This window comes from Nostoc sp. DedSLP03 (assembly GCF_034530815.1).
GTDB lineage: Bacteria > Cyanobacteriota > Cyanobacteriia > Cyanobacteriales > Nostocaceae > Nostoc.
Map to the genome: position 1 here is coordinate 1 of NZ_JAVRCK010000068.1, position 11986 is coordinate 11986.

The following is an 11986-nucleotide window of genomic DNA, read 5'->3' on the forward strand; positions in this document are numbered from 1 at the left end:
GTGCAATTTATCTGGCTGCTTCTGTCATTTGGCTCAATTGATGACACGCCCTAGTATAAATAAATTACTGATAATAGGTTTAAGATGATGTATCAATAGCAAAGGTTTAAGTCGAGGCCTATGTTCTGCAATGCTATCTAGCTCTTCATAACTCAACTCTGGTATCAGTAGCTTCTCTGGCTTTCCTAATATTCGCCAGTCAAAATTTTTATATAATTGCTCAAGATTTTCTTCTCTTACTGAAGCAACAACAGTCCAACGTCGAGAACCATCTTGACTTAGAGGAATTTCAGCTAAAATACGAATTAAATCATTGATAACTTTACACTTTCCTGAATCAATAATTTTGTCAATACCATCAATGAAAATAGTAGGGTGGGACGTACCGCTTACTGCTAAAAGTAGCTTTTTTAAAGGTTGAGTTAGTTGTAATGAAGCAGCAAAATTATTCCAGTCATTCCCACTAATACGATCCCATGCAATAACAATAGTAAATCCTTCATTCCTATGGTATTGAACTAAAGTTTTTAAAATTGCAGATTTACCAGTACCTGGCGAACCGACTAGCAATAGAAGTGATGTTTTTTTCATCATTTCTCTAGCAGTATTCACGATTTCAACACGGTCAAGGACAAAACCACCAATATCAGAGCGAATGTCTCTCAATATAAAATCTATAGGCTCTTGTAATCGATTTAGATCATCACTACAGTCATGAGACGGAAGCAAAGCAAAATTATCGCTTAGTAGTTTTTGAGTCAGAATATCTGAATTAAAAGCCCCTGCACTTATATTAGCTTCCGCAGCATATTCTACAAGTTTTGTAAAAATATTTGGTGCTTCATTTTTTTGATCAGTAGGAAGCAAGTAGCTAACAGTTTGTATGGCATAAGTATAATCTCGTGAGCCTTCTTTTTGAAAATCAAAATGTAGAATAACCATCGAACGCAAAAAATTCCATAAATCATCATCACTGATGTCACTGCCTTGACAAATATTCAATTTATCGCGGATAAGTTCAACGAAACTACGTTGTGTTTGGTTCGTAAGTTTATTTTGAAAAATTCTGGTCAAGAAGTCTGTAGAATTAGGACTACTACGCGCCCAAGTAAGTACGCTTTGGTAAAATTCGTCAATTTTTTTTGAATAAAGACCAATAACAATTCCAAAGCGATCTATTCCTAAATGAAATTCAGATGATTTGAAAGTATCCCAGCAAGCACCTATTACTTCATCAAAAGTTGGATCTTGCAGACCAAAAGCAAGGTCACGTTTCATCTGAAGAGCAAGTTTCGCTTCACCAGTGGTCAAGTTTGAAATAATTATTAAGTCATCAAGGTATTCACCTTCATAAAGACGCTGAAAACGTACTTCTCGTGCTATTCCTGCTTCTTGTCCTCTGGGAACAGAAGCGATAAGCACTGATGCTAGGTAGTAAGCTGCAACATAGGCTTCGTAATTAGAGCCACCACCACCAGTTGAATAAGGACTAGCAATTTGTTTTGACATCTGTATTCTTATTTATCCTTTACTGCCTGCTTTAGATAAGCTAGAGTCCATTTTTTAGAAAACTTTTCATAATCTATCGACTCTCTAGAGTTTTCTTGAACTAATATTATCCCATCTTCCTATTTACTACCAATTACAATTCCATAGGCTCTTGCTAATTCATACCATTCATGAAACTGAGATTTTTTTGTCTATCTTAGTTTCATTAGGCTCCCAGTTTTCTACTAACGCACTTCTGAACAAACCTAATTTTGACTTTACTTTCCCTAATGCTAGTCTTTCTTTAACTACACCCAGAGCATTTAAAACTTGTTTTTCAGTAGATGAATTAATAATTTGAATTAGGTTATTGTTAAGTTTAATTCCCAATTTAGATATTTTACTTTTACCGCTTTTTGTCTTTTTAAAGTAACAAAAGAGGGATGAACCTTTACCTTTTCCCCTTTAGATTGGCTTTAGACTCCAACTAAAGTTGGAGACAACCTTCCACTACGAGATGGACAGGTTCATCCATCACTCGATTGTACAAAAATGTAAACTTAGAGTGGACTACAACAGAGGGTCAATTGTCTATATTAAATCCATAGCAACTTTAGTGCAGTTGGGTTGTAAGGCTTAGTTTGCTTAATACAAACCAAAACATGACTTACGACCGCGATAATCGTTCTTTATTCGTTCTGCCTTCAACCCAGGATCGTATTCAAGGTGTACTGAATGCTGCTGTAGTCTTCGTTATGTATGGAGATTATGAATGTTTTCAAAGTGCCAACGTCTATCGATTGATTAAAGTTGCCGGGCAGCAATTGAAGGTTTCGTTTGGAGAAAACAATTTAGGTTTTATCTTCCGTCATTTTCCTCAGCGAGAGATTCATCCACATGCTCAACGGGCAGCGGAAGCCGCCGAAGCAGCAGCGGCTCAAGGGCAGTTTTGGCAAATGCATGAGATATTGTTCATTCATCAACAAGAATTAGAGAATGGCTATCTAGTAGAGTACGCCAATCGTTTAGGACTTAATATTTCTCAATTTTTGCAGGATTTATCCAGGGGAACGTATGTCGATCGGATCGATGCGGATATCGAAGGTGGACTGCGAAGTGGAGTGGAGGCTGCGCCCGCTTTGTTTATTAATGGAATTCGCTATCTCGATCGCTGGACTGTTGAGCAGATAATGGCAGCCAGTGTTGCTGCAAATGATTAACGACAAGAACCAGAGATTTCAGCAATTTAGTAAGAATACAGAGGCGATCGCAATGATGGTTTTTACATGGAAAAAAGTTCAAAAATTGTTGCTGTGGTTATTTGCATTAAGTGTTGTTGTTGGAATATCAATACATTCAACACCAGCTACCTCCAAGGAATTACCTCAAGCCTCCAACTCTAAACCTGCGATCGTTCTCGTTCATGGGGCTTATGCTGACGGTACATCATGGCAACACGTTATTCCATTGTTGGAGCAGGATGGCTACAAAGTCACTGCTGTGCAGATTCCCCTCACCTCGCTTGCTGATGATGTAGCAACGACGAAGCGGGCGATTAATAATCAAAAAGGTTCTGTTGTTTTGGTCGGACATTCCTATGCTGGAAATGTGATTACAGGTGCAGCAGCTGGCAATCCACAGGTGAAAGCTCTGGTTTATGTTAATGCTTTCGCACCAGATGTTGGTGAAAAGACGAGCGATCTCAATAAAAGGTACGCAGCACCTCCGATTAGTACGGCGATCGTGTCTGATGCTGCAAACTTTCTCTATGTCGATCGCGATAAGTTTCACGAATTTTTTGCCCAGGACGTATCGAAGGCTGAGGCGCGAGTAATGGCAGCAACTCAAAAGCCGATCGCCAGCGCAGCGTTTGAACAATCAGTGAATGAAATCGCCTGGAAAACGATTCCTTCCTGGTTTATCGTGACTCAAAGCGATCGTGCCATCAACCCTGAACTTCAACGATTTATGGCGAAACGGATTGGTGCTAAGACAACCGAAGTTAACTCCAGTCATGTTCCTTTTATCTCTCATCCAAAAGAAGTTACTAAAGTAATTGAAGCAGCAAGCACGGCTGTGAAGTAATCCTAATCTAACGATTTGTTAGTAAGCCAAGTCCTGCAAACCAATGAGGCGCAAGTTTAGTTTCTGGCAGAACATTAATTGGTATGCAGTTAAATTCAGCAGATCGGATGTTGTAAATGAATAATTAGCAGTATTTCAGCGATCGCTCTTTAAATCAGTTCATTCTTGACTCCATTTATCCATTGTAGATAACAGAGGAAGAGAACTTTATGACTAATTATGACTACATTGTAATTGGTGCAGGTTCGGCTGGTTGTGTGGTTGCCAATCGTCTAACCGAAGACTGTGAGACAACCGTATTACTCCTCGAAGCGGGCAACCCAGCCACAAAACCAGAAATTCAAATTCCGGCGCAATGCTTTAGTCTAATAGGCTCTGAAGTTGATTGGGGTTACTTTTCTGAGCCGGAACCCTACCTGAATGACCGCAAAATGTTTTGTTCTCATGGCAAAGTCTTGGGGGGCAGCAGTTCGATTAATTTCATGATGTATGTTCGGGGCAATCCTCAAGATTACGATCGCTGGCAGGAATTAGGAAATCCCGGTTGGTCGTACCTTGATGTCTTGCCCTATTTCAAGAAATCGGAACACCAGCAGCGAGGCGCGTCAGAATTTCACGGGGTTGATGGGGAGTTAAGCGTTACCGATTTAATATCCCCTGCTGTAGTTTCCCAACGCTTTGTAGATGCGTGTGTGGCAATGGGATACAGCTACAATCCTGATTTTAATGGTGTACAGCAAGAAGGGGTAGGATTCTATCAGTTAACAGTCAAAGATGGTAAACGGCACAGTGCTGCCTCTGCTTTTCTCCTACCTATTCTCCATCGTCTTAATTTGACCGTAACGACAGGGGCATTGGTGACGCGATTGCTGTTTGAAGGCACTTGCTGTGTGGGAGTGGAATATCTGCATGAAGGTACTCTCCAGCAGGTTAGAGTCAACTTTGAAGTGATTTTAAGTGCAGGTGCGTTTGATTCGCCCAAACTGCTAATGCTTTCTGGTATTGGGGATGCAGAATCTTTGCAAGCGATGGGAATTTCTGTCATTGCAGATTTGCCGGGTGTTGGTCAAAACCTTCAGGATCACATTCTCACTTGTGTCGTTCAAGAAGTTACTCAAGATATACACCCCGCCATCACTAGTAATGGAGTTGAAGCCGGATTATTTTTGCATAGCAAGGGTAATGTGGCGGCTGCACCAGATTTGCAGTTCTTCTTCGGCCCGATTCAATTCTTGTCACCTGGTTATACTGCTGCTGATTTTGGATTTACAGGTGCAGTCTCTCTTACCCGTTTCCAAAATATTGGCAGTGTTAGTTTGCGATCGCTTGACCCTAAAGATCCACCAACCATTCGGATGAATTATCTACAAAGTCAAGCCGATGTGCAAAAGTTGGTTGAGGGAGTTAAATTAATGCGGCAATTGTTTCAGACTAGTGCCTTTGATAATTTTCGTAGCAAAGAGATTGCTCCAGGTTCTCACGTTCAGAGTGATGCAGCACTGGAAGCTTACATTCGGGATACTTGCAGCACTGTGTGGCATCCGGTTGGCACTTGCAAAATGGGCATTGACTCAATGGCAGTGGTAGACCCGGAGTTGCGGGTATATGGGGTTGAAGGATTGCGAGTTGTTGATGCTTCCATCATGCCAACAATTACCACGGGAAATACGAACGCACCGACCATCATGATTGGCGAAAAAGCAGCAGATTTAATTAAAGCGGAGCGTACCTCACAAAGCATTGCCAATAAACCCCTCTATGCCGCTTGAAAACTGGTCTATCACTTAAAAGAAAAACTCAAAAATATGAATTTACAAACAACTCAAACCACCACTACTGCTGACGAATCGGCAATCCGTGCTTTCCATTGCCAGATGATTGATGCTTGGAATCGAGGTAGCGGCGAAGGCTTCGCTGCCCCGTTCAGCGAAACTGCCGATTTCATCACGTTCGAGGGTACGCATCTCAAGGGCCGAAAAGAAATCGCTGCATTTCATCAGCAAGCGTTTGACACAGTTGTTAAAGGAACACGCCTAGAGGGTGAGGTGGATTTTGTCCGTTTCGTGAACTCGCAACTCGCGCTCATGCTCGTAGTTATCAGGGTAATACTGCCTGGACAAACCGAAACTTCACCGTCACGAGATTCGCTGCCGCTATACGTAGTAACGAAAGGCGACGAAGGTTGGCAGATCGAAGGGTTGCTCAATACCCGGAAGTTAACGCTAGAACGTCAATTCTTCTTAGACGACTTTGACTCACTAAGCGCAGAGGCTCAACGTCAAGTGACTGACCTTGTTGTAAGTCTCAAGCAGCGTCATCAGCAATCAAAGGAGATGTAAGGAATGGCACTAAGTCTAAAATACAAAAGACGATCGCCCTTACTCCCCACTACGGGCTGACCATTCTTCCTCCTAACTTTGCGCTCTATTAGCAACTGACTGCTTTAAACCCAACAATCAAAGGATGAGCATAATGAGAAAACTAGAAGGAAAAATCGCCCTTGTCACGGGTGGCAATAGTGGTATTGGTCTTGCCACAGCCAAACAGTTTGTTGCTGAAGGAGCCTATGTCTACATCACAGGTCGTCGCCAAGCCGAACTCGATGCTGCTGTGGAAGCTATTGGTAAAAATGTTACGGCTGTGCAGAGCGATGTTTCTAATCTGGCAAACCTCGATCGCCTGTTTGCCACCATTGAGCAAGAGCAAGGACACCTCGATATCATCTTCGCTAATGCTGGCGGTGGACAAATTGCCCCACTTGGAGCAATCACTGAGGAACACTTTGACAAAACATTCAACACAAACGTCAAAGGTTTGCTGTTCACCGTACAAAAGGCACTGCCACTGTTGCCAGAGGGCGCTTCTATTATTTTGAATGCTTCGATTACTTCTATAAAAGGTACGCCAGCTTTCAGTGTTTATAGCGCCACCAAAGCCGCCGTGAGATCGTTTGCTCGGAATTGGATACTCGACCTCAGAGAACGCAAGATCCGAGTGAATGCTATTAGCCCTGGTGTAGTTCCGACTCCTGGTTACGATCATTTGGGACTCAATGACCAGCAGTTGCAAGAATTCGTAGACAGCCAAGCCAGCACCATCCCACTGGGACGAGTCGGCACACCCGGTGAGATTGCCAAAGCGGTTGTTTTTCTGGCTTCAGATGACAGCAGCTTTGTGAACGGCATTGAGTTGTTTGTTGATGGCGGTATGGCACAGATTTGAAGTCCAAAAGGAGTTAAAGATGAAGCTGATCTCTGTTAATACCTCTTCGGTCGTCAGGATGTGAGATAGATCGACCCGAATAAACAATCGCATTTCACTATCTAAGGAGAGCGAGATGACAACAACGACCGATTCCGATTTTGCTGCCCGCGAGGCACTACGCCTCCTCGGCCCCGATCCCGAAAACTGGGTACCCGATCGCCCTGGCATCGATCGCAATGTTACTATAATCGGTGGCAGCGGCAGCGGTAGCGCCTTTGTATTTGCGCTACGGCGTGCTGGTATCGGTCGCGTGACGGCGATCGATGCAGCTGATGACGAGGCTCATGCAGGCGTGTGGCTGACACGAGCGCGGATGGAAAAGCTCCGCACGCCAAAAAATGTGCCTGGCCCGGAACTAGGCATCCCAGAATTATCCTTTCAAGCCTGGTACGAAGCGCGGCACGGTGCGTCAGCGTACGCAGCAATCGATCGCATTGGGCGAGTGACATGGGCTGAGTACCTCAGTTGGTATCGGCATTTCCTCGGTATCCAGGTTCGTTACCGGACGAAGTTGGTGCGGATTGAGCCAGCCGCAGGTTTCTTCCGCCTACACCTTGAGGTAAATGGTGTTCCGCAGATAGAGACTACGCGCAAAATCATCTTCGCCAATGGCGTGGCTGGCACTGGTGGTGCATACATACCTCCAGTACTAGCTGACTTACCACGCAGGCTGTACGCACATACCGCCGATGCCATCGATTTTGAAGCACTGCGCGGTAAGACTGTGGCGGTGCTGGGTGGGGCGGCTTCAGCTTTCGATGCAGCAGGAGTGGCGCTGGAATCGGGAGCTAAGGCAGTACACCTATTTGTCCGGCGGTCGGCGCTTCCATCTCTACCAATCCTTCGGATACGGGAATACCCTGGTGCTTACTGCAACTATCCCCAACTACCCGATGCAGCCCGCTGGTTCCAAGCTTGGCGCTTTCGTCAAGCAGGCTCCACGCCATCACGGAACGCGATTGAGCGAGCGATCGCCTTCCCGAACTTTCACATACACCTATCTGCACCTTGGAAATCGGCACGGGAAATGGGCGATCGTATTGTCATTCAGGTAAATGATGATGTTTTCGAGTTTGATTTTGCGATCGCTGGCACTGGTTACTTCGTTGATCCAACAAAGCGTCCCGAACTAGCCGACTTTGCCCAGCACATTGCCCTCTGGCGCGATCGCTACGAGCCACCAGAAGACCTGCGCGACGACTATTTAGGAACGCACCCTTACTTGGGTAAAGCCCGCGAATACCTAGAAAAAGTACCTGGCACTGCCCCTTATCTCAAAGACATTCACGTATTTAATCCTGCTGGTTTCGTCAGCTTCGGCTTGCCAATTGGTGACATATTTAGCATCCGCCGCGACATACCTGGAATAGTATCGTGCATCAGTCACGACTTGTTCTTTGAGGACTGGGCGCATCATGAGGCACGGATCGCAGGCGATATCGCCCCCGATTTTGAGAACTCGCTCTATGCTGCTGCGGTGTGGAAACAACCAATCGAGGCAGCGACCCGCCAGGTAGACAACCTTTTCACCAGTAACAAATAATTCCACCTGGGAAACGATGTCGGTAGAAAGCGATCGCCATTTTACAATCGTTGCCGATCAAGCATCACTGTTAAACCAATTCACTTAACAGTGTCATTTCAACAAATTGTTTACTAATTATCAAAGGAGAATGTCATGGTTGCTCAAGTAAATTCACAAGCAAAAATTTTGGAAGTTGCAGACGATCCACGTCTTTCCAGTGGGGTGAAGGAATTTTTGAAAGTGCTGAATTCAGGAGGTGTACCACTGGAGACACTCACTCCACTTGAAGCACGTCAAGTACTCGTGGATGCACAGGCTTCTGTTCCAGTAGACCTTTCAGGCATTGAAGAGTCTGAGAAGAAAATTATCGCTGATGGTTATTCGATTACGCTCAATATCGTGCGACCGGAAGGTGTCAAAGGCACATTGCCTGTTTTCATCTTTATTCATGGTGGTGGTTGGGTGTTGGGTGATTATCCAACACACAAGCGTATGGTGCGCGATCTGGTTGTGCTTTCAGGGTTTGCAGGTGTCTTTGTCAACTACACGCGCACGCCAGATGCTCAGTACCCACAGGCGATTAATGAGATTTATGCTGCGACCAAATGGGTTGCCGAGCATGGCGAGGAGATTGGGGTGGATGGCAAGAATCTGGCAGTGGTCGGCAACAGTGTCGGCGGAAATATGACAGCTGTCACTGCTTTGAAGGCGAAAGAAAACGGAGGGCCACACATCAAGCTACACATCATGATGTGGCCGATCGTCGATGCCGATTTTGAAACGAATTCTTATCATCAATTCGGCGACAAACGGTACTTAACCGCACCTACGATGAAGTGGATGTATGACCTGTACATCCCTGACCCAGAAAAGCGCAAAGACATTTACGCATCTCCCTTACAAGCGACGGTTGAGCAACTCAAAGGCTTGCCTCCAGCGTTAATTGTGGTTGCAGAGAGCGATATTTTGCATGACGAAGGCACAGCCTACGGACGCAAGCTCGATGAAGCTGGGGTAGAGGTGACAACGGTGCAGTACAACGGCATGATTCATGACTTTGGACTGCTCAATGGTTTAGCCGAGCTGCCAGAAGTCCGCTCTCTGTTTGTTCAAGCTGCTGCCCAATTGAAGAAATATCTGCAATAGGATGCGATCGATGTTTTTAGGGAAAGGAAAAGACGCTCTTCCATTGCTTTGCTGCTTACCGAGTTAGCGTAGGGGAAAAGGGGAAAGCGGAATGGCACTAAGTTAAGACACAGCCCTTGCCGTGACTAGTTCCTAGCCTGGAGGCTAGGAACTAATTCTGAGAGCCTCCGCCTCCAAAGGCTTGCTCAGTGGCAGAGCCTCTCGAAATACATTCATGGATCGTTCTATTTAAACTACTCTTAGGTACTTACCTGCTATGAACAGCCACATACCGAGTGCTAGGGACATTATCGGCTCATCACCGTTGATTGCGATTGAAAACGAAGCACCACCGAAGCTGATTGTCGATTTACCGCTTCCCGAACCGCTAGCACAAGGACGCGTCTTTATTCAGTACCGGACGGAGAATTTGCGTGTGTTGCCAGTGTTTGGCAAAGGTGCCCTCGAAGTATCGCCGCGCATCGGTCATATCCACATCACCGTTGACGATTTGCCGTGGCACTTTGTCGATGCCAGTGGGGAAACGATCATCTTGGTCGGATTGGAACCTGGCGTACACAAGGTGCTGATCGAACTAGCTGACCCCACGCACAAAGTAATCACTAGCGAAACTGTGGAGTTCACGCTGCCCGATTCTAAGAAATCATCATGAAAAAACTAGAGGAAAAAATTGCAGTTGTGACGGGGGCATCTGGAGAAACGCTGCACATCGCGGTGGTATTCATCGATCTGTATTAAACTGCTTTTGAGGTAATTCGGTCGGCAAACATTTACAGCAAAATTCAGAATCCAGAAGTAAAACAAAGTTCATACTTGGCTTTGGGACTTAGTTTGTCTACTTCATCAACTTGAAATCTGCTGTAAATTTAATACAACCATGCTGAGACTTTGGCAAAGCCGGCAAAGCCTCTCGGAACGAGAATCGCCATTTTAGAGTAGCATACTATGAACAACCCCGAAAATCCTCGACCACCCCTGCCGCCTTTTGATAATGAATCCGCCATCCAAAAAGTCCGAATCGCAGAGGATGCTTGGAACACACGTAACCCTAAATTAGTATCACTCGCTTACACGTCGGATAGCATTTGGCGCAACCGCTCAGAATTTCTATCTGGTCGTGAGGCGATCGTCCAGTTTTTAACACGTAAGTGGCTTAAAGAATTGGACTACCGTCTGATCAAAGAGCTTTGGGCTTTTCAAGACAACCGTATTGCTGTCCGATTTGCTTACGAATGGCATGATGATTCTGGCAACTGGTTTCGCTCTTACGGCAATGAGAATTGGGAGTTTGACGAACATGGATTCATGCGATGGCGTATTGCCAGCATCAACGACCTGCCAATTCACCAAAGCGATTCTCCTGCGGAGACGCTACGCGAACGCAAATACCACTGGATACTAGGTCGTCGTCCTGACGATCATCCAGGATTGTCAGACCTCAATCTTTGAAAAGCCCAACGACTATATCACTCAGTTTTTATTTTACAAGAAATCCACTGCTATGAATGCAAACAACGGCATCATTAGCCAGCTTAGTCAATATTCAGTGCCTGTAACCATTGATCGATTAGAAGCCGTCCTTGAAGTAAAAGGCATCACCATTTTTGCCCGCATCGATCAACAGGCTGAAGCCGAAAAAGTCGGACTAAGCCTGTGTCCTACACAGTTGTTGCTGTTTGGCAACCCGAAAGCCGGAACTTCCCTCATGGTGGCAGAACCAACGATCGCCTTGGATTTACCCCTGAAAATACTGGCATGGGAAGCCACTGACGGCAAGGTTTGGGTGAGTTACAACGATCCTAATTACTTAAAACAGCGATTTTCTCTCTGTGATGAGTTGGTGAAAAATATTGCTATCATTGCACCTTTAATCGATCAAGCACTTAGTTTCGCCGATTGTAAATAAGTCGCAGAATTTGCAGGCGATCGCACCAGGGCGTTTTTGAAACAGCATTAAGGATACAACAGTAGCCCCTCGGCAGCCGGAATTGGGCGACGGCTACAAGGCAGCACCGATCAACTTTGGCTATATTGCCAATGCAGTCCTTTCTACAGATGAAGTTGTTGCAGCAATCGAGTAATGTCAAACTTATTAATTTTATAAAACTTATGAAAACATCCGCGTTACTTCTGGCTCTGCCAATCAGTATCTTAGCTAATTTTTCCTTAAGAGCTTCTGCTGACTCTACAGCTGCCCTCCTCCTGAGTACAAAATGCCAGGGTGGCTACAACATCAATATTTGGCAGAATTATACTTCTCGTGAACTGCTTTATCGCGCGACCAGTCCCAACGGTAATTTAAGTTTGGGCAAAGGAACTAGCCAACCGACAGAAGGTGTTCGAGTGTATAAGTTTCGGAGTGGAATTTATGAATATTGGGTGTGGGATGGCACGTTAGATAACCCGCAGTCTGGTACTTTAGAGGTGTATAAAAATAAGCGTATCTTGATGAAGCAAGCTTGTAGAAAAAGTTGAAAT

The 11986-nt window shown here is 45.1% G+C and carries 13 protein-coding genes; 11 read left to right on the plus strand and 2 right to left on the minus strand.

All coding sequences use genetic code 11. The features are described 5' to 3' along the window. Positions 1–33: 33 nt before the first annotated feature. Together RM368_RS26645 and RM368_RS26650 are read right to left on the minus strand one after the other, a co-directional pair. On the minus strand, positions 34–1509 hold the full coding sequence (locus RM368_RS26645) for an AAA family ATPase (protein ID WP_322696832.1): 1476 nt from the start codon (positions 1507–1509) through the stop codon (positions 34–36). 168 nt (positions 1510–1677) lie between these two features. Beyond that, on the minus strand, positions 1678–1878 hold the full coding sequence (locus RM368_RS26650) for a hypothetical protein (RefSeq protein WP_322696833.1): 201 nt from the start codon (positions 1876–1878) through the stop codon (positions 1678–1680). Positions 1879–2150: 272 nt separating this feature from the next. Here RM368_RS26650 and RM368_RS26655 point away from each other — a divergent pair, with 272 nt between their 5' ends. The 11 genes from RM368_RS26655 (at position 2151) to RM368_RS26705 (ending at position 11983) form a co-directional block, all read left to right on the plus strand. Beyond that, positions 2151–2708, plus strand: a complete 558-nt coding sequence (locus RM368_RS26655; RefSeq protein WP_322696834.1) for a DsbA family protein — start codon at positions 2151–2153, stop codon at positions 2706–2708. Further along, positions 2701–3573: an alpha/beta hydrolase gene (locus tag RM368_RS26660; protein ID WP_322696835.1), complete on the plus strand. Its 873-nt coding sequence runs from the start codon at positions 2701–2703 to the stop codon at positions 3571–3573. Before RM368_RS26655 ends, RM368_RS26660 begins: the two co-directional genes overlap by 8 nt. Before the next feature lie 209 nt (positions 3574–3782). After that, positions 3783–5342 carry a GMC family oxidoreductase gene (locus RM368_RS26665; protein ID WP_322696836.1) on the plus strand — a complete coding sequence of 520 codons (1560 nt, stop codon included), beginning with the start codon at positions 3783–3785 and terminating at the stop codon, positions 5340–5342. A gap of 36 nt (positions 5343–5378) precedes the next feature. Continuing rightward, positions 5379–5912 (plus strand): SgcJ/EcaC family oxidoreductase, encoded by a 534-nt coding sequence (locus RM368_RS26670; protein WP_322696837.1) that lies wholly within the window; start codon positions 5379–5381, stop codon positions 5910–5912. A gap of 133 nt (positions 5913–6045) precedes the next feature. Further along, positions 6046–6795: an SDR family oxidoreductase gene (locus RM368_RS26675; protein WP_322696838.1), complete on the plus strand. Its 750-nt coding sequence runs from the start codon at positions 6046–6048 to the stop codon at positions 6793–6795. Between the two features lie 115 nt (positions 6796–6910). Continuing rightward, on the plus strand, positions 6911–8380 hold the full coding sequence (locus RM368_RS26680) for an NAD(P)/FAD-dependent oxidoreductase (RefSeq protein ID WP_322696839.1): 1470 nt from the start codon (positions 6911–6913) through the stop codon (positions 8378–8380). A 135-nt stretch (positions 8381–8515) separates the two neighbouring features. Then, positions 8516–9508 (plus strand): alpha/beta hydrolase, encoded by a 993-nt coding sequence (locus RM368_RS26685; RefSeq protein WP_322696840.1) that lies wholly within the window; start codon positions 8516–8518, stop codon positions 9506–9508. A 256-nt stretch (positions 9509–9764) separates the two neighbouring features. Then, positions 9765–10160: a DUF6130 family protein gene (locus RM368_RS26690; protein ID WP_322696841.1), complete on the plus strand. Its 396-nt coding sequence runs from the start codon at positions 9765–9767 to the stop codon at positions 10158–10160. A 293-nt stretch (positions 10161–10453) separates the two neighbouring features. Then, on the plus strand, positions 10454–10957 hold the full coding sequence (locus RM368_RS26695) for a nuclear transport factor 2 family protein (RefSeq protein ID WP_322696842.1): 504 nt from the start codon (positions 10454–10456) through the stop codon (positions 10955–10957). A gap of 52 nt (positions 10958–11009) precedes the next feature. After that, positions 11010–11414 carry a DUF302 domain-containing protein gene (locus RM368_RS26700; protein ID WP_322696843.1) on the plus strand — a complete coding sequence of 135 codons (405 nt, stop codon included), beginning with the start codon at positions 11010–11012 and terminating at the stop codon, positions 11412–11414. A gap of 203 nt (positions 11415–11617) precedes the next feature. Further along, a complete protein-coding gene (locus tag RM368_RS26705) occupies positions 11618–11983 on the plus strand; it encodes a hypothetical protein (RefSeq protein ID WP_322696844.1) in 366 nt (121 codons plus the stop codon). Positions 11984–11986 lie beyond the last annotated feature (3 nt).

Excerpts from the sequence above, each read along its gene's own strand:
- RM368_RS26660 (WP_322696835.1), top strand. The coding sequence starts at position 2,701 with ATGATTAACGACAAGAACCAGAGATTTCAGCAATTTAGTAAGAATACA.
- RM368_RS26690 (WP_322696841.1), top strand. The coding sequence starts at position 9,765 with ATGAACAGCCACATACCGAGTGCTAGGGACATTATCGGCTCATCACCG.
- RM368_RS26685 (WP_322696840.1), top strand. The coding sequence starts at position 8,516 with ATGGTTGCTCAAGTAAATTCACAAGCAAAAATTTTGGAAGTTGCAGAC.
- RM368_RS26665 (WP_322696836.1), top strand. The coding sequence starts at position 3,783 with ATGACTAATTATGACTACATTGTAATTGGTGCAGGTTCGGCTGGTTGT.
- RM368_RS26655 (WP_322696834.1), top strand. The coding sequence starts at position 2,151 with ATGACTTACGACCGCGATAATCGTTCTTTATTCGTTCTGCCTTCAACC.
- RM368_RS26680 (WP_322696839.1), top strand. The coding sequence starts at position 6,911 with ATGACAACAACGACCGATTCCGATTTTGCTGCCCGCGAGGCACTACGC.
- RM368_RS26705 (WP_322696844.1), top strand. The coding sequence starts at position 11,618 with ATGAAAACATCCGCGTTACTTCTGGCTCTGCCAATCAGTATCTTAGCT.
- RM368_RS26695 (WP_322696842.1), top strand. The coding sequence starts at position 10,454 with ATGAACAACCCCGAAAATCCTCGACCACCCCTGCCGCCTTTTGATAAT.
- RM368_RS26700 (WP_322696843.1), top strand. The coding sequence starts at position 11,010 with ATGAATGCAAACAACGGCATCATTAGCCAGCTTAGTCAATATTCAGTG.
- RM368_RS26645 (WP_322696832.1), bottom strand. The coding sequence starts at position 1,509 with ATGTCAAAACAAATTGCTAGTCCTTATTCAACTGGTGGTGGTGGCTCT.
- RM368_RS26675 (WP_322696838.1), top strand. The coding sequence starts at position 6,046 with ATGAGAAAACTAGAAGGAAAAATCGCCCTTGTCACGGGTGGCAATAGT.
- RM368_RS26670 (WP_322696837.1), top strand. The coding sequence starts at position 5,379 with ATGAATTTACAAACAACTCAAACCACCACTACTGCTGACGAATCGGCA.